Raw genomic sequence first — 25570 nt, 5'->3', positions numbered from 1 at the left:
ATGGAATATGAGCGAATAGCAGCATGAAAATGAACGTGTCCGTTTTATCGGGGCAAGATCTGGTATCCATCTCTCTGACCTGACTGAGATCGACCAGAATATTTTCCGGGACCTCTGCCAGAGCGTTTGAAAATATCTGAAAATCCTCGGCGATACTGAAAATGGAAAACTCACCTTCCACCGTGAAGATCATAAAATCTGCTTTTCGGGTAACGGAGGACGCCATGTCAGCCTCAGGGAAGAATCAGTTTATTAACAGCAGTCAGCATCTGATCAGCTTTAAATGGCTTAATAATCCAGGCTTTCGCCCCGGCGGCTTTACCCGCGGCCTTTTTATCTTCGGCACCTTCGGTGGTCAGCATAATCACAGGGGTAAAACGATACGCTGCATTCTTCTTCAGTTCCGTAACAAAACTGATGCCGTCCATATTGGGCATATTGACATCGGAAACCACCAGATGAATTTTCTGGCCACTTAATTTGCTCAAGGCATCCTTTCCGTCACAGGCTTCTATTACCTCAAAACCCGCCCCCCGTAAGGTCATGCCGACCACCTGACGAATACTGGCAGAATCGTCAACAATCATGATGGTTTTTGCCATAATTTATCTTTCCTTTTTCATTACAGACCGGGGTTAAAAATATTCGATTTCGTCATCATCGCCAGACGATTTCTGCGTACCAGTCTGTGCGCTTTTTTGTTCCAGCGTGGTGTAGGTTTGTTCAAGCTCGGATAACCACTGCTGCACATTGATGCTTTCAGGCAACTCGGCCGTGGTGCTGACATGATTCAGAAGTTTTTCTATATCGGCCGTGGTATGTCCGAGGATCTGGCAAACACGATCCTGAAACTGCAACCCGGTAAGAACCGACTTTACGTCTTCGCTGATGTTGCGGTTGCTTGACTGTAGTTCGGCCGCAATTTCCACACTGCGATTACCCACATTACGGAAACGATCCAGCGTTTCTTCGATCGTGGCAGAAATACGATTCATTTGTTCACCGTCCTGCTCGGTATTTCGTCTGGTTGTGGCCAGTGTGGTATCAAGCATGGTGTTCACTTCTTCGATGCGCTGCGCAATTCGCCGGCCAGTCTCTCCGGAGCGTGTCGACAGCGTCCGGACTTCATCAGCAACAACGGCAAAGCCCCGTCCCTGTTCACCGGCGCGGGCAGCTTCAATCGCGGCATTGAGTGCCAGTAAGTTGGTTTGCGCAGCAATGTCTGCAACCTCACCTCCCATTGCCCGGAGGTCTTCGGTGATTTCAGCCAGGCCGGTAATGTCTTCCAGCAACTGATTACGGCTTTCAATGCTTTGCTCGATTAAACGGATTATGTCGCCCAGCTTTTGATCAGATTCCTGTACAACCTGACGAATACCATCATTACCATGTAAGCCGGACACCGCATCTTCGGCCGTATCTACCGATTGCTGAAGACGGAAATAAATATTGTCAAAGCGGCCCGCCAGATCGGTAATATTGGTTTCAATCTGCTCACTGGCCAGTCCCTGCAGGCGAATCCATATCGGCAGAATATCACTCAGAGCCTGATGTTCTTCGGCAAACATCGCCTGATAATCAGGCTTATGATCCTCATTGGCGGTCTGCTGCTGCAGAGAAATCGTTCTTTGTTTTTTTTGCAGCCAGAGCACAGCAATAACGTCAGCAACCGTCAAAAGGAATGCCGCAATCCAATGCTGATAAACAAGTAAAAGAATAACCGGAAGACCGAGCAACAACGAAAGCAACGGTAAAGGTAAAACATCCTTTAAGGATGAACCTGGGTGGAAAAACGCCGGCGACGCCATAAATCAGAATCCAGATGATGAACACATCTAACCCTAGTAAGGCACTCAGGAACTGTCAAAAATGTAAAGACGAAAAAGTACGACTATTCACTGACTGCGTGATAGCAAACGCTCTCCGTAACAAGTGCTTTATTACTACGTTCATCAGCCCTTATGCTCAGATTCAGGCAGCCGCTGCAGAAATAAAAAAGCCGCAGGTTTCCCTGCGGCTTTTTTGTTGTGAGAAGCAATGAAAAGAAGTGATCAGTCTTCGCTGGTCGATACAATTTTGTGAATCGACAGGTCAGCACCATTAAACTCTTCTTCTTCATCCAGACGGATGCCGGAGATGGCTTTAACAATACCGTAGACCACAAAACCGCCAATCGTTGCCACCAGAATACCGGCAACGGTTCCCAGCAGCTGTGACATAAAGCTTACGCCACCCAGACCACCAAAGGTTTCTGCGCCGAAAATACCAGCCGCAATACCACCCCAGGCACCACACAGACCATGCAGTGGCCACACACCCAATACGTCATCGAATTTAGGGAATTTATTCTGCGCCAGAGTAAACATAAAGACGAACAACGCACCGGCAACACCACCAACAATCAATGCACCAATCGGATGCATCAGGTCAGAACCGGCACACACCGCCACCAGACCCGCCAGCGGACCGTTGTGAATAAAGCCCGGGTCTTTTTTGCCGACAATCATGGCAACCACTGTACCGCCAACCATCGCCATCAGGCTGTTAACCGCTACCAGACCGGAAATTCCATCCAGAGTCTGGGCAGACATCACGTTAAAGCCGAACCAGCCCACCGCCAGAATCCACGCACCCAGCGCCAGAAACGGAATGTTGGAAGGCGCAAAAGCCACCACACGGCCATCACGGTAGCGGCCACGACGGGAACCCAGCAACACAACTGCGGCAAAGGCTATCCAGCCACCGACGGCGTGAACCACCACGGAGCCGGCAAAGTCGTGAAACGGGGCACCAAAGCTGTTTTCCAGCCAGCCCTGGAAGCCGTAGTTACCGTTCCAGATCATGCCTTCAAAAAACGGATATACGAAAGCTACCGTCAGGGCAGAAGCAATCAGAATCGGGTAGAACTTTGCACGTTCGGCAATACCACCGGACACAATGGCCGGAATCGCCGCAGCAAAGGTCAGCAGGAAGAAGAACTTCACCAGGTCGTAACCATTATTTGCTACCAGTTCGCTGGCGCCGCTGAAGAAGTTCGCCCCATAGGCAATCTGATAACCGATGAAAAAGTACGCCAGTGTCGACACACCAAAATCGGTGATGATTTTTACCAGAGCATTGACCTGGTTTTTATGGCGTACGGTACCGACTTCCAGAAAGGCGAAGCCGGCGTGCATTGCCAGTACCATAATGGCACCGAGCAGAATAAACATGGTGTTGGCGCTTTGCATCAAAGTCTCAACGGCGCTGTTGATGCTGTTAACGTCAATAGTTTCCACGTTGTGTCCTCACTTTAATTCGCTGGGTTCTTGCTGATAAAAACGGCTCACTCAGATCAGTTGATCAACAACCGGAGTTGCGATGCTTCATGAGAGTGCCGGCTGGAAAAATGGACACCAGAGTGGTGCGCAACAATCCAATAAGTCAGGGTTTTAGCAGGTTCCGTACCAACTTTGTCAGGATTGCCTGACAAAGCCGGAACAAAGTGTGAGGATTGCGCACGCATTCAGCACTCACGCGCCCTGAATGCGTGCATACAACGTCAGGCAGGATGTGTTATGTGGAAACAATGGTGAATATTCGGACGACGCCCGTAATCAAACGGCACCGATTTTGCGCTCACATCCTTTATTGTGAACTCTTTTAGTGCATCCGTATCCAGATCAAAGCGTCGCAGGTTATTGGAGAAAATCAGCAGCCCACCCGGATTCAGACAGCGCATGGCCTGTTCGACCAGCATCACATGGTCGCGCTGAATATCCAGCACCCCTTCCATCCGCTTGGAGTTAGAAAACGTCGGCGGGTCCATAAAGATCAGGTCATAGCGCTCATTACAATCACGCAGCCACTGTATACAGTCGGCCTGAATAAATTCGTGCTGTTCCGGTTTGATACCATTCAGCAGGAAGTTCTCTTTGCCCCAGTTAAGGTAGGTACGCGACATATCAACGCTGGTGCAATGCGCTCCGGCTACCGCTGCGTGCACACTGGCGGTGGCGGTATAACAGAACAGGTTCAGGAAGCGCTTACCGGAAGCCAGCCCGGCAATCTGCAGGCGGGTCGGACGGTGATCAAGGAACAGGCCGGTATCCAGGTAATCTTTCAGATTCACCAGCACCTGCACATTACCTTCACGTACCGGCATAAAACGCTGTTCGGTGTTCTGCTTCTCGTACTGACGTTTGCCGGCCTGACGCTCGCGACGCTTGAGTACGATCTGCTGCGCCGGAATACCGGTGACTTCAGGCAACACGGCTAGCACATCCAGCAGACGACGCTCTGCTTTGGCTTCGTCGATGGATTTCGGCGGTACATATTCCTGCACATGCAGCCAGTCGCCATACAGATCAACCGCCACCGCGTATTCCGGCAGATCGGCATCGTACAGGCGATAACATTCAACGTTTTCGCGCCTGGCCCACTTCTGCAGTGGTTTCATATTCTTTTTCAGACGGTTGGCAAAGGCTTCAACCGGACCACGGATCATACTGCCCTGTGGCTGTGCTGAGCGCTCATCGGCAGCACCGAATACCAGTAAGCGGGTAGCGATCTGCCCGTTCATCAGGCGGTATTGCTTATCCAGCGGACGACGGATGCTCTTGGCCAGATCGGTATTACCGGTAAACACCGCCAGCTGCCATTGTGGCAGGCGCATGGTGGCATCGTGGAATTGCTGATACAGCGGCGCCAGCTGTGGCAGTTCGCTCAGGCGCTCACCATAAGGCGGGTTACAGACCACCAGACCGCCCTCTTCAATCACTTCGTTCTGCACCCGTAGCTGCTCAATCGCACGGCGTTCCAGGTGAATCTTACCGGCCAGCGGAGAGCGGCTCAGGTTCTGATGGGCAGCCGCCAGCTGATCGGCATCAATATCAAAACCGTACAGGCGGCTGTGCATGGCGTTAAGCCCCGCGGTACGGCGCAAACGCGCCTGTTCGACCTCGGCCAGCCACAGTGACCGGGTATGGCCCAGCCAGCCTTCAAAGCCCCACTTCTGGCGGTTCAGACCCGGTGCAATGTCGGCGGCCATCATGCCCGCTTCAATCAGCAGGGTGCCGGAACCACACATTGGGTCAATAAGATGCTTACCTTCTGCCGCCAGTGCAGGCCAGCCGGCACGGATCAGAACCGCAGCCGCCAGGTTTTCTTTTAATGGCGCCTTACCAGGCTGCAGACGGTAACCACGACGGTGCAGACTGTCGCCACTGAAGTTGTAATACAGATTAAGTTTGCCTTTGCGCAGCTGCGCTTCAATACGGACATCGCCGTCTTTATCCACCGACGGGCGGGCGCCGGTGTCCTCACGGAAGCGGTCAACAATGGCGTCTTTGATCTTTTGCGCGCCAAACTGGGTATTGTTGAGGTAATCAGTACGGCCGTGAAAATCGATGCGGAAGGTCGCTCCCACGGCAAAAATGGCTGGCCATTCGACAGAACGGGCCGCTTCGTACATTTCGTCGACATTGTCTACCTGACTTTCATTCAAAGGCAGCAGCAGGCGGCTCGCCAGACGGCTCCATAAACAAAAGCGATAGGCCAGCGTCAGGTCGCCGCGCCAGATCACACCAAGGTGTGTTTCACGTTCAACTTCACCGCCCAAGTGCCTGATTTCATCCGCCAACAGGGATTCGATACCTTTCGGGCAGGCCGCCAGCCAGGTCATGGTTGTTGCTGTTGTTTCATTTTGCATGATGAGAAAACCCGTTTCGTCAAATAGCCTGTGGCTGTAAGAATAGTGACGCTTAGAAGTAATAAATAATTAACATTCCTCACCAGCCTGAGGTACAACAGGGGTTCGGTCAGTGATTCAACCAGTTGTTCTGGCCGTCGAGCAAATAACTTTAGCGAGGAAGCTTTCTATGAAAAAACAGAAACGCGACATGCAGGAAAGAGCTTTTGCACGTGGTTATCGCGCTGGCGTTGAGCGCCGTTCAAAAGATCTTGCACCCATAGGACCACAACGAGACTCCTGGCTTGCAGGTTGGCGTTCCGGTCGTGCCGACCACTGGGATGGTTACACCGGCGTTTCTGGCATTCATAAAATGGCCGTATGACGTTCTCCAGGGCTTAATGCCCGTTGTGCACGCTTCCTCTTCAGGGAAGCAAAGCCCTGCTACAAGCAGGGCTTTTTTTTGCTTAAACGCCGTACCTGCCCGGGCAAACTCAGCCCTGTGTACGTAAATCGGCCAGTGCATCCACCGCTTCGCGGATCAGCTCCGGCCCACGATAAATAAAACCAGAGTAAATCTGCACCAGCGACGCACCGGCTTTGACCTTTTCTGCAGCACCTTCACCGTCGAGAATGCCGCCCACACCAATCACCGGCAGTTTACCGGCCAGCGCCTGACACAGGTGCTCAACGGTCTCGGTTGCCAGATCTTCCAGTGGCGCGCCACTCAGGCCACCGGCTTCATTACCGTAACGCAGACCCTGCACACCTTCACGCGACAGTGTGGTATTGGTGGCGATCACACCATCGATGCCGCTGTTAACAAAGGTTTCAGCCACCAGCGCCACGTCGTCTTCTTCCATATCCGGTGCGATTTTGACGAACACCGGCTTGTAACCGAATTCTTTGGCCAGCTCCAGCTGACGGGCTTTAATCGGCTCCAGCAGCTGTTTCAGCGAATCGCCGAACTGCAGGGTACGCAGCCCCGGAGTATTCGGCGAGGAAATATTCACGGTGATATAGGTCGCATGCTGATACACCTTATCGAGGCAGATCAGGTAGTCAGAAGTCGCGTCTTCGACGGCTGTATCGAAGTTTTTACCGATATTAATCCCCAGCACACCACGGTATTTTGCCGCTTTTACCCGCTCAACCAGATGATCAACGCCTTTGTTGTTGAAGCCCATACGGTTGATGATGGCCTGACGTTCAGGAATACGGAACAGGCGCGGCTTAGGATTACCCGGCTGCGGACGCGGAGTGACGGTACCAATTTCGATAAAACCAAAACCCAGACGGGCAAAAGCATCGATATAATCCCCGTTTTTATCCAGACCCGCGGCTAAACCGACCGGATTAGGGAATTCAATACCGGCAACGGTTGTTGGCAAAGATGCAACCTGAGGCGCCAAAAACTGCAAGAGTCCAAGGCGTTCGCTGGCCCCCATCATATCCAGTCCCAGTTCGTGGGAGGTTTCACCATTCAGACGAAACATCAGAGCGCGACTCAGAGCATACCAATCCATAACAGACCTCAGTTGACAAAGCGGGTGGCAAAACGGCCGGCATTATATGCCAGTCCGTCCGCGCTGTAGACGACTGAGCGCAAAAAAACGCGCTATACCGTGAAAGTCAGGCTCCCAGGCGCACAATACGCTGAAACTTGCCCTGATCATCGAATTCAATGGCAAAACGGCCATAGATACCTTCATGCTGCACAACCTGCTGCAGCACGCTGGCAGGAAAACGGACATTCCGTCCGTCCAGCGCCCGTGCCACGACCTGTTTTACCTGGCCGCGATAAAAGCGCTGATATTCCTGAGCAGAGATTGCCAGATCCAGTACGATGCGCTGCATTATGGCTCCTGTCGCTGATTATCGTGGAAAGAGTCTGCCAATGGCGGCTGTGGCTGCTGCCGCCAAAGATCAAGCTGCAGGCGTAATTCCCGGATACGCTCTACCACGCCCTGTGGCAGACGGACTTCCTGCATAAAGGCACGTTGCGCCAGAATCACTTCTGGCTGCAGATAATCAGGCAATACCTGCAAACCGGCATGGTTCAGCACCCGATCCTGCCAGCGGCCATATTTATTCTGCGGTAACGATTGCGGGGTACAAAGCGGCTGATAATGCAGTACCTGCTCAAGCATGCTGAGGTTACGGAAAGCGGAGCAATTAACGCTTTCATTCCAGGCTGTGTCGATATAACCGCTGAAATGAAATGTATCAACCAGTCTCCAGCGCTGCTGTTCACAGCGGATATAAGGTGTAACCTCACGCCCGGATAACGGGTCAGGATGCTGCGCCAGAATACGGTTCCAGAAACGCAGGCCATTCAGATTGGCCGCCAGATCAGCAAAGGAAAACACCCCCGTGGTCTGAGCGCCAAAGTACAGAGATTCTGACCACTCGCCAAACAGCATGCCCTCTTCAACCGAATCCTGCAGCCGGTCGGTAACTTCAAAATAGCTGTAGCCTTCGGTAAAAAAGTGGCCAAGTTTATCGCTGCCGATTTCCACATCGCCAACACGGATAACGGCGGCAACGCGTTCACTCAGCACCAGTGATGGGGATTGCTGCCAGATAAAATTACGGTATACCGAATCGCGGAAAGCTACACGGCGCCGGCTGATCTGCGGGTGTTCTTCGGCAAAAGTTTCAAGCTGGCCAATCACCGGCCGCGCCAGCTCCCAGCTCAGCGCGTCGTACAGACGCTCTTCTTCACAGGCGGGATACTGCAACGCCGGACGGGAACGCAGTTGAGGTGGTTTGGTCACCGGCCGGTTGGCCATAGTTACGGCGAGTTGCAGGCGGCGGTTAACCTCAGCTTCAAGCAAGGGGGCGGCATCAGACAGCAGAACAGCAGAATGCCCGCTGAACTGGTCAACCTCAGCCGCCTGCAGAGGCAGCACTGAAAAAACGCTGCTAACGAAAAAAACAAAGCGCAGATAACGGACGCCTAACAACAGTTTCACCATAACCTGAAAATAACGGCAGAATCATAAAGCTTTCTGCCGCCACTCACTACTCACACTCAGGTACAGCTTCCTCACCGTCAACACAGGGGCGCTGGTGACGGCTGGCCTGTGCCAGGTCCAGCAACTCCCGCAGCGCAACCGATAACATGGTAAATTCCAGCGAATCAGCAGCTTTCAGCTCATTCAGCATGTTCGCCCAGCGAGCGACCAGAGAGGCATACTCCTCTTCCCATTGAGCAATCGATTCAGCAAGGGTTATACCATCTTCCTGTGTCCCGAGAATGCCAACGGTCAACGCTCTCTGCTGCCAGTCAAGATCGTCGCGCAGCGTTTCCCGTGCCAGTGCTTCCCAATGGCTGTTCGATGGCAACGCATTCACCTGCTGAATAAACCAGTTCAGGGATAAATGCTCGCCCATTTCAAAATAAGCTTCAGCAACCTGGCGGATATCGCGCCCGGTTTGAGCGGCGGCTTCAATAATACCCAGCGCCGAATACAGGTTTGCAGCTCCGGCGGTTAAGGCAGCCAGCGTTTCCGGCACTCCGGCTTCAACGCGGCGGTTATATACTTCCTGCCAGCGCTCCAGCGCAGAACCTTTGAGTGTACGGCCTAACTCAGCCGCAATGCTCTGCACGGCCGGTTGAAAACGCGCAACCTCTGCACCAATATCAATTTTTGCACGGCGATTACGTAAAAACCAACGGCTGGCCCGACGTACCAGACGCATCAGGTCCGCCATCATATCTTCCTGTTCTTCAGTGCTGATGTGGTAATCCAGAGCAGTAATCGCCTGCCAGTGTTCAGGCAAAGCAAATATATCGCGGGCGGTAATATAAGAACGGGCAATATCACTCATACTGGCCCCGGTCGAGTCATGCAGACGGTTAACGAAAGTAATGCCCATATAATTGACCATATCGTTGGCCAGTTGCGTGGCAATAATTTCCCGGCGCAGGCGGTGATGACTCAGAGGCTCAGCAAAACGATCGCAGAAGGCCTGCGGAAATGCGGTATGTAAAATACTGGCGACGTATTCATCATCATGAATATCCGGATGATTAAGCTGCTCTTTAAGATCCGCTTTAGTATACGAAATCAGCACCGCTAATTCCGGACGGGTCAGCCCCTGGCTGGCCGCGCGACGTTCCATCAGGACATCTTCGTTAGGCAGAAATTCAAGTGCCCGGTTGAGTTTGCCGTGGGTTTCGTACTCCCGCATCAGACGCACATACTCATCCAGCCGGACTTTACAATCACGGTGTGCCAGCGCAATTGCCTGAGTCTGACGATAGTTATTATTCAGCACCAGACGGGCGACATCATCGGTCTGCTGCATAAATATTTCGTTACGTTGTTTGCGCGTCAGATCACCACTGTCGAGTACTTCATTCAGCATAATCTTGATATTCACTTCGTGGTCGGAGCAATCCACACCACCAGCGTTATCAATAAAATCGGTGTATGAGGCACCACCTTTAAGGCCATATTCCACCCGGCCAAGCTGAGTCATGCCCAGATTGCCGCCCTCACCGATCACTTTGGCCCGTACTTCCTTACCGTTAATCCGCAAGCCATCATTGGTTTTATCTCCGACATGGGAGTGACGTTCTGCAGACGATTTAATGTAAGTTCCGATACCACCATTCCAGATCAGATCGACCGGTGCGCGCAGCAGCGCTTTGATTAAATCGTTCGGCGGCAGACGATCTTCCACAATGCCAAAACGCTGCTTCATTTCCAGAGATACGGGTACGCTTTTCGCTGAGCGTAAAAAGATACCGCCACCTTTGGAAATCAGCTCCTTGTTGTAATCTTCCCAACTGGAACGTGGCAGCTCAAATAAGCGTTTACGTTCAACAAAACTGCGAGCAGAATCCGGATTCGGATCGATAAAGATATGCATGTGATTAAACGCCGCCACAAGACAAATATGCTCAGAAAGCAGCATGCCATTACCAAACACATCACCGGCCATATCACCGATACCAACCACGCTGAAATCCGTTTCCTGAATATTAATACCCTGCTCACGGAAGTGACGCTGTACCGAAACCCAGGCGCCGCGGGCTGTAATACCCATTTTTTTATGGTCGTAACCAATGGAGCCACCGGAGGCGAAAGCATCGCCCATCCAGAAACCACGGGTTACTGCAATTTCATTGGCAATATCGGAAAAGGTTGCCGTGCCTTTATCGGCAGCCACCACCAGATAGGGATCATCATCATCGTGACGAACCACATTATCCGGCGGTACAACCTGACCTTCGACCAGATTATCGGTAACATCCAGTAAGGCACTGATAAAGGTCTGATAGCTGGCAATACCTTCAGCCATAAAGGCATCACGTCCGCCCTCTTTCGGCAAACATTTGGCAATAAAACCACCTTTGGCACCGACAGGAACAATCACCGCGTTTTTAACCTGCTGCGCCTTAACCAGCCCCAGCACTTCAGTGCGGAAATCATCACTGCGGTCTGACCAGCGCAACCCACCACGGGCAACCCGGCCACCACGCAGGTGCACACCCTCCACACGGGGTGAATAAACAAAAATTTCAAACATAGGCCGCGGCAACGGCATATCGCTGATCGCCGCCGGATTCACTTTTAACGCCAGGTAAGATTTACTTTTTCCCTGCTCATCCTGCTGGAAAAAATTGGTGCGCAGTGTCGCTTTGATCAGTTCTATATAGCGGCGGATGGTACGGTCTTCGTTCAGCTGATCCACACCTTCGAGAGCATCAATCAGCTGCTGTTCACACTGGTTAACCTCTTCGTCGCGCTGCTCGGGGGTGCATTCTTTAAGGCCAAAACGCAGATGAAACAGATGAACCAGTCTGGCGCTGATATCAATGTAGCGACACAGAGTCTCAGCGATGTAGTTCTCCGAAATACCAAAACGGATTTGCTTCATATAGCGGGCGTATGCGCGCAGGATAGAAATATCCTTCCAGCTTAATTGCCCGCCCAGTACCAGCCTGTTAAAGCCGTCATTCTCGGCCTGCCCTTCCCAGACGGCACGGAAAGAATCCTGAAACAGGCTTTTAACCGCAGCAATATTGATACTGTCAGACAGGGTATAGCGCAGCAGAAAATTATGAATCCAGATACGCTGTCCATCGGCGCAGATAATCTCGTAAGGATGCTCCCCCATCACCCGTAAACCCAGATTCTCCAGTACCGGAATAACATCCGACAGCGGCAGAATAGTATCGCGGTTAAACAGTTTAAAACGCAGTTCGTTATCACCCTCTTCCAGTTCACGATAAAAACTCATCGCCAGCTGGCCCGCTTTCTGCCCGCACAAATGCTCCATATGCTGAACATCCACTACGGCCGTACGGGCGGTAAAGTTCTCACGGTAACCTGCAGGAAAAGCATCGCGATAGCGGTGAAACTGATGATTTCCGCGTTCCTCCCCGGCCTGTTCTATCAGGGCATCGTGCAGATCATCCTGCCATGAACGGGCAACCTGACAGATTTTTTTCGCCACCGCCTGCTCATCAAACACCACAGGGTTATCAGGGTTCAGTCGCAGTGTGTACTGAGTACGCGCCAGAATGGATTCAGAAAAGTAGGTATTAAACTCAATATCCAGCGGTGAAAACTCGGCCGCCAGCACCGCTTCGATACGCTGGCGCAGTTCAGTGTTATAAATATCACGCGGTACATAGGCCAGACAGGATATAAATTTACTGTAAGAATCTTTGCGCAGATACACCCGGGTCTGACGACGTTCCTGAATATTCAGAATGCTTAATGCTGTGCGATGTAATTGCTCTGCCGTTGACTGGAATAACTCATCACGCGGATACACCTCCAGAATACGGTTCAGCTCTTTACCACTGTGACTGGCCGGATTGAAATCAGCCATTTTCCGCACATCGTTGAGTTTTTCCCGTACCAGCGGAATATTGTTTGGCGTTTCGATATACACAATGGAGGTATAAAGCCCCATAAAACGGATGCCGCCGGTGACTTCGCCGTCTTTATTAAAGAACTTAACCACCACATAGTCCGGATACGCCGGACGATGAACCCGGCTGCGGCTACCGGATTTCATAAAACTTACGACCTGCTGATTGGTGATAAAATCGCGCACTTCATCTTCAAGGTCGCGCAACAATAAGCGGTTACGGCTCGCCTTATTGTAATTAAAAAGGCCCAGATCCTGCTCACTGTCACGTACAACATACTGCTCTTTACCTTCATTCTCGATATGGAAAACATCACAGGCCAGAAAGGTAAAGTGGTTATGAATCAGCCAGCGCAAAAACTCCTGTGCTTCTTTGTAATGTGCTGCGCGGTCTTTATGGTGTGGTTTGTTCAGGCGGGTAATGGTGGCTTCGGCTTTTTCAATAATCGCTGGAAAATCATTAACGCAGGCGGTGACTTCAGCAATCACATCCAACAGTTGTCCAGTCAGCGACTGCAGCAAATCGGTATCAGAGTGGTGGTCAAACTCAATATAAATAATCGCTTCTGCTGTTGATGCTTTTTCCTCTTTATACCAGTCATTTTCCGTTTTCAGTTGGTGCTTTTTATCACGCTGAGCATGCAATACGCAGTAATGAATCGAATGCAGTGATAACTGCCGTGCATTAAGCTGCATACGTACCGAATCGACCAGAAAAGGCATATCATCGCAAACGATCTCAACCACCGTATGAATCGATTGCCAGCCATGATTCTCATAGTCGGGGTTAAACACACGGACCTTAGGCTGATGCGGTTTACGTTGCTGAATAAACTGCCAGCAGGACAGCGTCGCGCCATACACATCCTCCACTGAACGGGCCATCAATTCATCGGCCGGTGCACCAGAAAAATACAGATCTGCAAAGCGTTGCAGGACCGCGGCCTGCTCGTTATGGTTACGTTCCTTAATAATGGTGTGCAAAGCAGTCAGCATAGTGTTATCCGTATTGAGCCCTGATAACTCCTAAGCTTAGATCATTTCGCCACCAGCGCGGTCTCCGTACCGGGGTAAGCAGCACAGTGAACTTTCGCTGCAGCAACCAATCAGAGCCATTGACCAAATGCTTTGAGTCTCTAAAATCCGAATTAAATCAACGCTCTGGGATAAAAAGAAGATGACTGAACAACAGGGTTTTGCACGCTTGAAAGAAGCACTGCAACAACAGATTATTGGCCAGCCCCATCTTGTTGAACGCTTGTTAATTTGTTTATTAAGTGATGGTCATTTACTGGTTGAAGGGGCTCCCGGCCTGGCAAAAACCAAAGCCATTAACGCGCTGGCCGACCGTATAGAGGGGGATTTTAAACGTATTCAGTTCACCCCCGACCTGCTGCCGGGCGACATTACCGGTACCGAAATTTACCGCCCGCAACAGCAGACCTTCGATTTTCAGGCCGGGCCGATTTTCCATAACCTGATTCTGGCCGACGAAATTAACCGTGCACCGGCCAAAGTGCAGAGCGCCCTGCTCGAAGCCATGGCCGAACGTCAGGTGACCGTCGGCGGTATTACCCGCCCGCTGTCATCACTGTTTATGGTGATGGCCACCCAGAACCCGATCGAGCAGGAAGGCACCTACCCGCTGCCGGAAGCCCAGCTCGACCGTTTTGTCATGCACGTGGTGATTGATTATCCGGACAGCGAAGCCGAGCAGAAAATCCTGCGTCTGGCGCGTGGTGAAGCCATGCAGCAACAAAACCGCGACGACACCAAACTGTCGCAGGAGATGGTGTTCTCCGCCCGCCAGCAGGTACTGAATCTGCACATGAGCGATGCCGTTGAGCAGTATCTGGTACAGCTGGTGATGGCCAGCCGCCGCCCGGAGCCTTACGGCAAAGACCTCGCCAGCTGGATTGAATACGGCGCAAGTCCGCGTGGCACCATCGCCCTCGACCGCTGCGCCCGCGCCCACGCCTGGCTGAACGGACGTGATTACGTCAGCCCGGATGATGTGCAGGCCGTCGCCCACGATGTACTGCGCCACCGTCTGCTGCTCAGCTTTGAAGCCGAAGCCTCAGGCATGACGGTCAATAAAGTGATTAACGAACTGCTGCAACGGGTACCGGTTGTCTGATGCGCCAGGACGGACATTTCTCTGCAGGGGCCGAAATTCTGCCGGCCAATCTGGTGCAGCTGCGCACGCTGGCGCGCCAGCTACCGCTGCATAAACAGAAAAAAGTGCTGAACGATCTGGCTGGCAGCCATGCTTCTGCCATCCGCGGCCGCGGTCTGGATTACGCCGAAGTGCGTGAATATCAGGCCGGTGACGATATCCGTGCGATGGACTGGCGGGTAACCGCGCGCACCGGTGATGCGCACATCAAAGTTTTCCGTGAAGAAAAAGAACGGCCGGTATTGTTGGTCTGTGATCTGCGTGCCGCTATGCGCTTTGGCAGCCGCCGCGCACTGAAGCAGGTGCTGGCCGCCGACCTCACCGCCTTATTTGCCTGGGCTGCACTGGAACACGGCGACCGTATCGGTGCCCTGCTGTTTAACGACGAGCTGGAAACCGATCTGCGGCCCAAAACCGGCCGCAAACAGGTGCTGCAGTTACTGAATGAACTGACCACGATGGCGTCATCAGCCAGTGCCGATCCGCAACAGCGTATGCAGCAGATCTGCCGTCACCTGCGCCGCATTGCCCGCCCCGGCAGCGCCATTTATTTTATCAGTGACTGGACCGGCTTTGATGCCGACTGCGAGCAGCAGCTGCACGCGGTGACCCGCCATTGCGATCTGGTTGCTGTTCATATTTCCGATCCGCTGGAAGCCGAGCTGCCGCCGCCGGGCCTTTACAGCCTCAGCGATGGCCAGCAACGTTTGTCCCTCGACAGCACCACCAGCCGTCAGCGCGAGGAATATCAGCAGGCATTCAGCCTGCGCATGAACAGCCTGCAACAGCAACTACAGCGTCTTAAAGTGCCGCTGATTGCCCTGAGCACCAGCAATGCCGATCCGCTGCCGGCCCTGCGTCAGGGGCTCGGACTCGGAATGCTCAGCCGCGTACGGGCGGAGGAAAGCTGACTATGCAAGCGCAGAACGATACCCTGCAAATATACGATATTCATCTGCCCGACCCGGTCAGTGCCTGGCCGCCGGCCCCCGGCTGGTGGCTGCTGCTCATCGTTATTCTGCTGGCCGCGGTTGCCGCCTTTTTTGTCTGGCGCAAACTCCGGCAGCGCTGGCAGCGACGCCACGATTGCCTGCAGCAATTGCAGAACCTGCGCTCGCACTTCGATAAAACCGATGCCCAGGCCTGCGCCCAGGTTAACGAAATTCTGAAACTCTATTGCCAGCAGTATTTTCCTCAGGCGGTCGCCCTGCACGGTCAGACCTGGGTGGATTTTCTTAATCAAACCAGTCCGGTGGCGTTATTCAATAATCAAAGCGCACGGGCTTTGGCGGAAGCGCCTTATGCACCGGCACGCGCCGACTGGCGCCAGCATTATGGTGAGCTGGATGACCTACTCGCACTGGCACAACGCTGGCTGAAAAGCGCCCGCACAGACCAGGAAAAAACAGTCCGCCAGTCACTCACAAAAACGGAGGCCAGATAATGGAGTTTCACTGGCCCTGGGCGTTTTTTCTGTTGCCACTGCCGTGGATTATCCGCGCTTTTTTACCGCCATTAAAAGTCGAACAGGCAGCGCTTAAAGTTCCGTCGCTCAGCCCCTGGCGGCTGCAGAACAGCAAAGGTGGCGAACGTCAGACACAACAGAATCTGAGTGGCTGGTTACTGCCTCTGGCGTTATGGCTTGCGCTGGTTGGCGCCTTATCCCGCCCTTATCACAGTGGTGAAATAGTGCAGATGCCGGTGTCCGGCCGCGACCTGATGCTGGCGGTGGATATTTCCCAGAGTATGGAAATTGAAGACATGCGCCTGAATAACAAACCCGCCAACCGTCTCGCGGTAGTTAAGCAGGTGGTCAGCAACTTTATTGAACAGCGCAGCGGCGACCGCATGGGGCTGATTCTGTTTGGCAGCAATGCCTACCTGCAGGCGCCGCTGACCTTTGATGCCCGTACCGTCAGCACTTTTCTGAACGAAGCGCAGATCGGCCTGGCCGGTAAAAAAACCGCCATCGGCGACGCTATCGGTTTAACCATTAAACGTCTGCAGGACAATCCGGAACAAAGCCGGGTGATGATTCTGCTCACCGACGGCGCCAATACCGCCGGCGAAATTGAGCCGCTGAAAGCCGCCGAGCTGGCTGCCAGCAATGGCGTAAAAATTTATACCATCGGCCTTGGGGCTGATGTGATGGAGGTATCCAGCTTCTTCGGCACCCGTAAGGTCAACCCGTCACGGGATCTGGACGAAAATGCCCTGCGGGAAATTGCCCGCCAGACCGGCGGGGCTTTTTTCCGTGCCCGTGACACCGAAGAGCTGCAAAAGATTTATCAGTTTATTGATGATCTGGAACCCACCGAAAAAGACCCGGAAATTTATCGTCCGCAGCAGAGTCTGTACCACTGGCCGCTGGCCATTGCCTTTATCATCAGTCTGCTTATTGCCCTGCAACAACGCTTTAACCGGATGCCCGGCGGAGGTCGCCACTGATGGAATGGCTCAGTCAGTTTCATTTTTTACGGCCGCTGTGGCTGCTCGCCGCACTGCCTGCCCTGCTGGCTTTTTCATTGCTGCTGCAGCGCGCCTTAGGTGCCGGTCAGTGGGCCAGCGTGATTGATGCTCATCTGCAGCCTTATATGCTGGAGCAACAACTCAGCAACCGCCGCAAAACAGGTTTATGGTGGCTGCTCGCCGGCTGGCTGATCGCCTGCATTGCGCTGGCCGGTCCGAGCTTTGAAAAACTGCCGCAACCTTTGCAAAAAAATCAGGATGCGCTGGTTATTATGCTCGACATGTCGGCATCCATGGGCGCCCAGGATCTGAAACCCTCACGTGCGGTACGCGCCATTCAGAAAGTCACCGATATTGTCCGCAGCCGCGCCGACGGCCTGACCGCACTGGTCGCCTATGCCGGCGACGCCCATACAGTGACGCCTTTAACCGATGACCGCGACACCATCGAAAATCTGCTGCCGTCGTTATCCCCTTTTATTATGCCGAGTCCCGGCAGCCGTCCGGATAAAGCGATCCGGCTGGCGCAGCAGCTGGTCAGCGATGCCGGTATCCAGCAGGCCCGCCTGCTGTTACTGACCGACGGTATTATCAGCAAAGATATTGAACGAATCCGTAACAGCCTCGACAGCCAGCGCTTTCAGCTTAAGGTACTCGCCATCGGCACCGCCGAAGGCGCGCCGGTGCCGATGCCCGGCGCCGGTTTTCTGCGTGACGGCAGCGGCACCATCGTGCTGCCACAGCTGGATCTGGGGCCGATCCGCGATCTCAGCCGTGAGCTGAATATTCCCTGGCAGACACTGAGTATTAACGACAGCGACTGGCAAAGCCTGTTACCCGAACAGCCGCAAAGCTTTGACCAGCTGGAAACCGACAGCGGCTTTGCCCGTTTTGATCAGTGGCACGACGCCGGCTACTGGCTGGTCTTTGCCTTGTTGCCCGTTGCTCTGCTGCTGTTCCGCCGTGGCGTACTGTTCAGCCTGCTGTTACTGCCACTGTGCTGGCCCGACAACAGCTATGCGCTGGAGTGGAAAGATTTATGGCAAACCCCGGACCAGCAAGGCTCAGAACTGTTTGAACAGGATCCGGCTGCTGCCGCACAGGCCTTTGAAGATCCCGCCTGGCGTGGCAGCGCCGCTTACCGTGCCGGCGATTATGAAAGCGCCGCCAAAGCCTTTGCCGAAGGCCCGCAAACCGCCATCAGCCATTACAACCGTGGTAATGCACTGCTGCAGGCCGGAAAGCCGGATGAAGCCATCGCCGCCTATGATGAAGCCCTGAAGCTGAACCCGGATATGAAAGAAGCCGCGGCTAACCGTGAGACCGCCGAAAAACTAAAACAGCGACAAGAACAACAAAAAGAGCAGCAGCAGGATGGCCAGCAGCAGGAAGGTCAGCAACAGAACGGTCAGCAGCAGGACGGTCAGCAGCAGGACGGTCAGCAGCAGGACGGTCAGCAACAGGACGATCAGCAACAGGACGGTCAGCAACAGGACGGTCAGCAACAGAATGCTCAGCAGCAGGACGGTCAGCAGCAGGACGGTCAGCAGCAGGACGGTCAGCAGCAAGACGGCCAGCAACAGAACGCTCAGCCGCAGGATCAGAGTGAAGACGATGCCTTTGCCCGGCAGCAGGCTGATAAGCTGGCCGAACAGCAGCAGGATGAATCAGCCTCTCAGGCAGCACAGAATCAGGAGCCGGAGACTGACGAAGAGAAACAGGGCAGAGCAGCCGCTGAAGAAGATCAGGAAGAGCCGCAGGAAGAATCCGCGCAACAACTGCGCCGCCAGTCTGACCAACCGGAAACAGAAATCAACGGCCTCAGCCGTGAAGAACAGGCCGCCATGCAACAATGGCTGAACCGTGTCCCGGACAATCCCGGCAACCTGTTACAGCGCAAATTTTTATACCAGTACCGGCAACAGGCCGATCAGGAAAGTGAGGATGTTTTATGGTGATGCGTGATCTGCTGTTTAACCGCATTCACTGGCTGCAGGGGTTGCTGCTGGCGTTGCTGCTGGCCACCACTCAGGTGCAGGCTGCTACCTTCAGTGCCAGCGTTGACCGCAAAGAAGTCGCCGAGCGCGACACCTTTAATCTGATGCTGCGCTACAGCGAACAGGTGGGTTTTGGCTCACCGGATTTAACTCCGCTGCAGAACGATTTTCAGGTGCTGAACCAGCAGCGCTCCAACCAGTTCCGCTCCGTCAACGGCAAGACCGAGTCCTTTACCGAGTGGACCCTGACGCTCACGCCCAAACGCAACGGTAAACTGACCATTCCCCCGATCCGTTTTGAAAATCAGCAGACGCAGCCCATTACCATCAACGTGCGCGAGCTGTCAGCGGATGTAAAAGCGCAGATCGCCAAAGAATTTTTCTTCGATACCGAGATCAGCCAACAGGACAACTATTACGTTCAGGGGCAGATTCTTTACACCGAAAAACTGTATTACAGCGTCAGCCATGAAGACGCCACCCTGTCGGAATTTAAAGTGACCGATGCTCTGGTACAGCCGCTGGGGGATGTGCGCCAGTATACGACCGTTGTTGATGGCCAGCGTCTGGGCGTGTACGAGCGGCGTTTTGCGATTTTCCCCGAAGAAAGCGGCGAGCTGGTGATTCCCGGCCAGCGCTTCAGCGCCCGCATCAGCAATCCTTACGACCGCTGGAGCCGTGGCCGTCAGGGCTCTGCGGTCAGCAAGCCGATTACCCTGCAGGTTAAACCCATTCCGCAGGATTATCCGCAGGCGCCCTGGATTCCGGCTGAAAACCTGAGCATCAGCGAAACCTTCAGCACACCGCCACAGCAATGGGTGGCCGGCGAACCGGTTACCCGTACCCTGATCCTGACCGCCAAAGGTCTGCCCGGCAGTCAGCTACCGGCCATTGCCCTGCCGGTGGTTGATAATCTGCGTTACTACCCGGATCAGACTCAGCAAAATGAACAAAGCAGCGACGAGGGCCTGACCGGCACCTCGGAACAATCCATCGCCCTGGTACCGGGCAGCAGCGGCCGTATTCTGCTGCCGGAAATCCGCATCCCCTGGTGGAACACCAGAAGCGGTACTCTGGAATATGCCGTATTACCGGCCCACAGCATTCAGGTTAAGCCAGCCAAAGGGGCTGTGGCATCATCACAAACAGCCGAGCCTGTAACAAACAACAGCGACGCAGATGCCATGGAGCAGCCTGGCGACAGTGCTGGTACCAGCACCACCAACAACGGCAGCGCTGGCGAGCTGTTCTTCTGGCAACTTGCTGTAGCTGTTTTGGTGCTGAGTAATGGGCTGCTTTTACTGCTGTGGTGGCATGCCCGACGCACGGCACAGACCCGGCCAGCCGCGACAGACAGTGAGCGTAACAGAACCATGCGCAAAAAACGCTGAAGCAGCACTGGCAGGCATTGAGTAAGGCCTGCCAGCAGGGAGACGCCACAGCCATGCGCAGCCACCTGCTGGCCTGGGTTAATGCCGGCGGATTAAACAGCAAAGATTTAAGCATCCGCCTGCCACTGGCCAGCCTCAGTCAGCTGGCCGGATTACTGCCGGAGCCCAAATTACAGGCTGCGCTGGCGGAACTTGATGCCCGGCTCTATTCGCCACAGCAGAATTCCGCCTATAACGGCCAGAACCTGCTGGCGTTATTAAAAGAGCAGCAACGTCAGAGTGGCAAAACAGAGACACAACGCGCCGTACTTTATCCACACTGAAGTAACGGGGGATTGCAGAAACAGGCCGGAGGATTCAGTACGGTGCGGCTATTCGCCCGGAAACTGATCCGGCCCGGCGCCAGGAGAGGCAGGCAACTTATTCGCCCCGGCATGGGCTGACTTATCCAGATACATCGCCTGATCAGCGACTTCAATCCAGCTGCTGGCATCGGCAACATCAGGATACCCCACATAAGCCAGACCAATGCTGAAATGTACCGGAAATTCTCCGGTCGGGGTCTGATGACGCAGCACGTTATTACGCAGATTCCGCAATGCCAGCGAGGCATCGCGAACATTGCTCTGCGGCAATACCACCACAAACTCATCACCGGCATAGCGCGCCAGAATATCCGTGGCGCGGATATGCTGACGGATATGCTCAGCCAGCGCCTGTAATGCCTCGTCACCGGCAATATGACCGAAGGTATCGTTAATCTGTTTAAAGTCGTTCAGGTCGATAAACAGCAGCGAGCACGGTGTCTGATAGCGGCGATACAGTTCCAGCTGATGTTCCAGCTCTTCATACAGTGCCTGACGGTTCAGACAACCGGTCAGCGGGTCGGTACGGATTAACAGATTAAGCCGTTCGGTCGCCTGATGTGCCTGCTCCAGGGCATGAGCCATATCCGCTTTGGCTTTAACCTGATCGCTGATGTCCGTCGCCAGACCAATCAGATACTCCAGTTTACCGCTGCTGTTCAGCACCCCTGTCCCAGTGTCGAAGATATAACGCAGGCCCCGCTCCGGATGCTCTACCCGATATTCGATTTCCCAGCGCCCTTGCCGGTGGCGTTCTATTTCCGCGCGCACCCGCGCCCGGTCATCTTCGTAAATCCCCTGCAGAAAACTGTGCGCATCATCGTACAGGCTGGCACAACTGCGCCCCCAAACCCGCTCATAAGCCGGGTTAACAAACAGCATCTGTTCTATTCCCGGCGTCGACATCCACACTACCGATTGAATGGTTTCGGCAATGGTGCGGAATTTAACCTCGGACTGCTGCAGCAATAATTCAGACTGCTTGCGGTCACTGATGTCTTCAATCACGGAAATAAAATAATCGGGGAAATTCTGCTCATCGCGGATCAGGGTCACCGTAAGGTTCGCCCAGAAATAGCGGCCATCTTCATGACGGTAGCGTTTCTCAATACTGTAAGAGCTATGACTGCTGCTCAGCAGGTCATTTACTTTGCTGACATCCAGTTCAAGATCATCCGGATGAGTAATGTCCTGAAAACAATGTTCCAGTAATTCTTCACTGCTGTAGCCCAACAGGTCGCACAGGCGGCGGTTCACTCTTAAAAAGCGTCCCCCAAGGCTGACACAACAGATCCCCACGGCAGAATGTTCAAACAGTTCGTCATACGCCTTGTGCTGTTCGCGCAGCTTACGCTCAGAAATCCACAGCGTACTGGTATCCAGAATGGTCGCGATTGCCATCTGCTCGCCGTCGTAATCCACCAGTGCCAGATGAATCTCGGCATTAATTTTCTGCCCCTGAGCATCGTTGATCCAGATACGGTTATTCATCCGCCGTTCGCCGATGGAGGAGAAAAACAAAGCAATCAGATGCTGATGCTGGCTGCGGATATCTTCAGGTACCAGAATATCCACCGGCTGCCCGACCATCAGTCCGGGGCTGTAACTCAGCAGATGGTGTGCAGCCCGGTTGGCCATACGGATGATGCCTCTGGAATCAACCAGAAGCACCGGATCCGGACTCAGCTCAAACAGGGGGTCGGTAGGTAAAACGCGAAAACGCCGGTGCTGCAACACAATGGCGATAATGATAACAACGGCCAACAACAGCCATGGAAGTACTTCCATGCATACTCCGATACAGAAAACCTATCCTGCCAGGAAAATGCGTACAACCTTACCGCATGGCAACAGTCCGCTCCGGGACTGTCTTTAAGACTAGCAGGAAAGCGTCAGAGCGCCGTCTTTAACAAGCTTTTTATCAATCAGCCACGCTCAGGTCTGCCCTGAGCTGATTGTCCTAAATGAATAACCGGGCGACGATTGATGGTTTCCTGTCCAAACAGCGTGCGCCAGAACCAGTTACTGTCGAGATCTTCCTGACAGCGCACCAGCTGCTGCTGATACTGTTTTGCCCGGCGTTCAACCTTTCTCGCCACCTGCATCAGCCAGGGTTTTTTCTTATAGGTACCACGCAGGTAACCGCCGGCCCCGTCGTGATAGGCCAGGTACAGGCTGTAAGCATCATGCGGGCGAATGCCGGTGCGTTTAATGGTACGGGTGTTGTACCAGCCGATAAAATCGACCGCATCCTCAAAGTCATCACGGTCTGCGCCCCAGTTATTGGTGAGACGCATATACTCTTCCCAGGTCGGGTCGAGTGCCTGAGCATAGCCATAGGCCGTCGACGGGCGCGGGCCGGGAATGATCCACAGATACCATTTACGCGGCGGACGGTTATCGTCGATAAACTTCGATTCCTGGTGAATAAACGCCATGGTCACCGACTCCGGTATCCCGTACTTTTTCTTCACCGCCTTAGAAGCGTTATACCAGTCGTAATATTCGTCATAGATTTCGCAGACGTTATTAATATTTTTCGGCTGCGGGGTGGAGCAACCAGCCAGTACCAGCAATACAGCCAGAAGTGAAAAGCGGATACCTGTAAGGGTCATGCCTGTTCCTTATTTTCTGCTCCACAACCCCGTTTCAGGGCTGCATACCGTGTTCATTCAGCAGGGCCAGAAATGCATTTTCATCCAGCACCTCAACATTCAGCGCCTGTGCTTTGGTGAGTTTTGAGCCTGCTTTTTCACCGGCAACCAGAAAATCGGTTTTTGCCGACACACTGCCGGCCACTTTCACCCCCAGCTGTTCCAGTAAGGCTTTGGCATCATCACGGCTCATACCACTCTGGACCAGAGTGCCGGTAATAACGGCGGTTTTACCGCTTAATGGTAAGTCGGCACTCTGTTGCGGTTCTTTTTCTTCCCAGTGCACACCGGCACGCTGCAGCTGCTCAATGACCGTGCGGTTATGCTCTTCGGCAAAGAAATTATGCACATGGGCAGCAACCACGGTACCGACATCAGCAACCTCCAGCAAAGCCTCTGCATCGGCATCCATAATGCGCTGCAGAAAACCAAAATGTGAGGCCAGATTATTGGCCGTAACGGTGCCCACTTCGCGGATACCCAGTGCGTATAAAAAACGCCCCAGCGTGGTTTGCTTCGCCGTATTCAGCGCGTCCAGAATATTCTGTGCCGACTTTTCTGCCATACGCTCAAGGCCTGCCAGCTGCTCCAGGGTTAAATGAAATAAATCATCCACGGAGTCAATTAATCCGGCATCCACCAGCTGATCAATTAATTTATCGCCCAGACCTTCAATATCCAGTGCCTTACGTGAAGCAAAATGTTTAATCGCTTCTTTGCGCTGCGCCGAACACACAAGCCCGCCGGTACAACGGGCAACGGCCTCACCTTCGACTTTTTCGACCAGCGAATCACACACAGGGCAATTAGCCGGAATCTGAATATCACGGGCATCGGCCGGACGTTTTTCAGCAACCACAGAGACAATTTGCGGAATCACATCACCGGCGCGGCGGATAATCACGGTATCGCCAATTTTTACGCCCAGACGGGCAATTTCATCCATATTGTGCAGCGTGGCATTAGAGACGGTGACACCGGCAACATGTACCGGTTTTAACCGCGCCACTGGTGTGACCGCACCGGTGCGGCCGACCTGAAAATCGACATCCAGCAGCTCGGTCATTTCTTCTACCGCCGGGAATTTATAGGCAATGGCCCAGCGCGGTGCACGGGCAACAAAACCCAGCTGTTCCTGCAGCGCCAGGTCATCGACCTTAAAAACCGTGCCATCAATTTCATACGCCAGACGGTGACGTTTTTCACCCAGCTGTTCAAAAAACGCCTGGGCTTCAGCCACGCCATTCACGACCCGCATTTCTTCATTAATGCGGATACCCCAGCGTTTTATTCTTTGCAGAATAGCGCTGTGCGTTGCCGGTAAAACCGCATCATCACTGACCACACCAATGCTGTAGGCACAGAATTCCAGCGGACGTTTTGCCGTAATATTCGGGTCGAGCTGACGCAGGGAACCGGCGGCGGCATTACGCGGATTAGCAAAGACTTTTTCATCGTTAGCGCGGGCTTTATCGTTATAGGCTTCAAAGCCCGCCTTCGGCATATACACTTCGCCACGCACTTCCAGGCGCGCAGGAAAATCATCGCCCTGTAAACGCAGAGGAACATTTTTAATGGTGCGCACATTCTGGGTGATATCTTCGCCGGTCTGGCCATCACCACGGGTAGCAGCACGCACCAGCAAGCCCTGCTCGTACAGGATGCTGACGGCCAGACCATCGAGTTTAGGTTCACAGGCCAGAGCAATACTGTCGCTGGTTTTTAAACGTTCCTGCAGACGCTGGTAAAAGGCAGAAAATTCTTCGGCATTCATCGCGTTATCCAGGGATAACATCGGCCGCTCATGGGTAACGCTGACAAATTGGCTGAGGGGTGTTGCACCGACACGCTGGGTCGGGGAATCTGCGCTGATTAATTGCGGATGCTCAGCTTCCAGCTGCTGTAATTCGCGCAATAAACGGTCGTATTCAGCATCCGGAATACTGGGTTCATCCA

Annotated in this window: 20 protein-coding genes; 8 read left to right on the top strand and 12 right to left on the bottom strand. The window is 53.6% G+C overall.

Translation table 11 applies throughout. From position 1 onward, the window contains the following. From B3P58_RS15335 to rlmKL, 5 genes are all read right to left on the bottom strand, one after another. Positions 1 to 226: hypothetical protein (locus B3P58_RS15335; RefSeq protein WP_286718870.1), on the bottom strand; the 226-nt coding region annotated here is incomplete at its 3' end. Positions 227 to 233: 7 nt separating this feature from the next. Then, positions 234 to 602 (bottom strand): response regulator, encoded by a 369-nt coding sequence (locus B3P58_RS15330; protein ID WP_145469488.1) that lies wholly within the window; start codon positions 600 to 602, stop codon positions 234 to 236. Between the two features lie 33 nt (positions 603 to 635). Beyond that, entirely contained in the window at positions 636 to 1676 is a 1041-nt protein-coding gene (locus tag B3P58_RS15325) for a methyl-accepting chemotaxis protein (RefSeq protein WP_414716582.1), read from the bottom strand. 375 nt (positions 1677 to 2051) lie between these two features. Further along, positions 2052 to 3230: an ammonium transporter gene (locus B3P58_RS15320; protein ID WP_286718872.1), complete on the bottom strand. Its 1179-nt coding sequence runs from the start codon at positions 3228 to 3230 to the stop codon at positions 2052 to 2054. A gap of 311 nt (positions 3231 to 3541) precedes the next feature. Next, positions 3542 to 5689: a bifunctional 23S rRNA (guanine(2069)-N(7))-methyltransferase RlmK/23S rRNA (guanine(2445)-N(2))-methyltransferase RlmL gene (rlmKL, locus tag B3P58_RS15315; RefSeq protein ID WP_286718867.1), complete on the bottom strand. Its 2148-nt coding sequence runs from the start codon at positions 5687 to 5689 to the stop codon at positions 3542 to 3544. Positions 5690 to 5858: 169 nt separating this feature from the next. Between rlmKL and rmf the strand changes: the two genes are divergently transcribed. Further along, positions 5859 to 6053, top strand: coding sequence for a ribosome modulation factor (gene rmf / locus B3P58_RS15310; protein ID WP_145469485.1), 195 nt, complete (start codon positions 5859 to 5861; stop codon positions 6051 to 6053). A 109-nt stretch (positions 6054 to 6162) separates the two neighbouring features. On the opposite strand, the gene B3P58_RS15305 is transcribed toward rmf, so the two are convergent. The 4 genes from B3P58_RS15305 to B3P58_RS15290 form a co-directional block, all read right to left on the bottom strand. After that, entirely contained in the window at positions 6163 to 7194 is a 1032-nt protein-coding gene (locus tag B3P58_RS15305; protein WP_225691761.1) for a quinone-dependent dihydroorotate dehydrogenase, read from the bottom strand. A 106-nt stretch (positions 7195 to 7300) separates the two neighbouring features. After that, the gene (locus B3P58_RS15300) at positions 7301 to 7525 is read right to left on the bottom strand and encodes a DUF2835 domain-containing protein (RefSeq protein ID WP_145469483.1); all 225 of its coding nucleotides are present in this window, start codon (positions 7523 to 7525) and stop codon (positions 7301 to 7303) included. After that, a complete protein-coding gene (locus B3P58_RS15295) occupies positions 7525 to 8646 on the bottom strand; it encodes a hypothetical protein (RefSeq protein ID WP_286718864.1) in 1122 nt (373 codons plus the stop codon). The genes B3P58_RS15300 and B3P58_RS15295 overlap by 1 nt, the downstream gene beginning before the upstream one ends. A gap of 46 nt (positions 8647 to 8692) precedes the next feature. After that, positions 8693 to 13558, bottom strand: coding sequence for an NAD-glutamate dehydrogenase (locus B3P58_RS15290; protein ID WP_286718863.1), 4866 nt, complete (start codon positions 13556 to 13558; stop codon positions 8693 to 8695). A 181-nt stretch (positions 13559 to 13739) separates the two neighbouring features. Between B3P58_RS15290 and B3P58_RS15285 the strand changes: the two genes are divergently transcribed. From B3P58_RS15285 to B3P58_RS15255, 7 genes are read left to right on the top strand one after another with little or no spacing between them, the layout of a single operon-like run. Next, positions 13740 to 14699: an AAA family ATPase gene (locus B3P58_RS15285; protein ID WP_230331667.1), complete on the top strand. Its 960-nt coding sequence runs from the start codon at positions 13740 to 13742 to the stop codon at positions 14697 to 14699. Then, entirely contained in the window at positions 14699 to 15649 is a 951-nt protein-coding gene (locus B3P58_RS15280) for a DUF58 domain-containing protein (protein WP_286718862.1), read from the top strand. Before B3P58_RS15285 ends, B3P58_RS15280 begins: the two co-directional genes overlap by 1 nt. Before the next feature lie 2 nt (positions 15650 to 15651). Further along, positions 15652 to 16182 carry a DUF4381 domain-containing protein gene (locus B3P58_RS15275; protein ID WP_286718860.1) on the top strand — a complete coding sequence of 177 codons (531 nt, stop codon included), beginning with the start codon at positions 15652 to 15654 and terminating at the stop codon, positions 16180 to 16182. Further along, positions 16182 to 17186: a vWA domain-containing protein gene (locus B3P58_RS15270; protein WP_286718858.1), complete on the top strand. Its 1005-nt coding sequence runs from the start codon at positions 16182 to 16184 to the stop codon at positions 17184 to 17186. The genes B3P58_RS15275 and B3P58_RS15270 overlap by 1 nt, the downstream gene beginning before the upstream one ends. Beyond that, positions 17186 to 19165 carry a VWA domain-containing protein gene (locus tag B3P58_RS15265; protein WP_286718856.1) on the top strand — a complete coding sequence of 660 codons (1980 nt, stop codon included), beginning with the start codon at positions 17186 to 17188 and terminating at the stop codon, positions 19163 to 19165. Before B3P58_RS15270 ends, B3P58_RS15265 begins: the two co-directional genes overlap by 1 nt. Next, positions 19159 to 20595, top strand: a complete 1437-nt coding sequence (locus B3P58_RS15260; RefSeq protein ID WP_286718855.1) for a BatD family protein — start codon at positions 19159 to 19161, stop codon at positions 20593 to 20595. The genes B3P58_RS15265 and B3P58_RS15260 overlap by 7 nt, the downstream gene beginning before the upstream one ends. Positions 20596 to 20648: 53 nt before the next feature. Then, positions 20649 to 20918 carry a hypothetical protein gene (locus B3P58_RS15255; protein WP_286718853.1) on the top strand — a complete coding sequence of 90 codons (270 nt, stop codon included), beginning with the start codon at positions 20649 to 20651 and terminating at the stop codon, positions 20916 to 20918. 48 nt (positions 20919 to 20966) lie between these two features. Here B3P58_RS15255 and B3P58_RS15250 read toward each other — a convergent pair whose 3' ends face one another. The 3 genes from B3P58_RS15250 to ligA all read right to left on the bottom strand — a co-directional run. Beyond that, positions 20967 to 22748, bottom strand: a complete 1782-nt coding sequence (locus tag B3P58_RS15250; protein ID WP_145469474.1) for a PAS domain S-box protein — start codon at positions 22746 to 22748, stop codon at positions 20967 to 20969. 137 nt (positions 22749 to 22885) lie between these two features. After that, entirely contained in the window at positions 22886 to 23575 is a 690-nt protein-coding gene (locus B3P58_RS15245) for a hypothetical protein (protein ID WP_225691753.1), read from the bottom strand. 34 nt (positions 23576 to 23609) lie between these two features. Then, the coding region (gene ligA, locus B3P58_RS15240) for an NAD-dependent DNA ligase LigA (RefSeq protein WP_286718850.1) at positions 23610 to 25570 on the bottom strand (1961 nt) is incomplete at its 5' end.

The sequence above is a fragment of the Thalassolituus sp. UBA2009 genome (genome assembly GCF_002335285.1).
GTDB lineage: Bacteria > Pseudomonadota > Gammaproteobacteria > Pseudomonadales > Oceanobacteraceae > Venatoribacter > Venatoribacter alkanivorans.
This window is presented reverse-complemented; position numbering and strand designations above follow the sequence as displayed.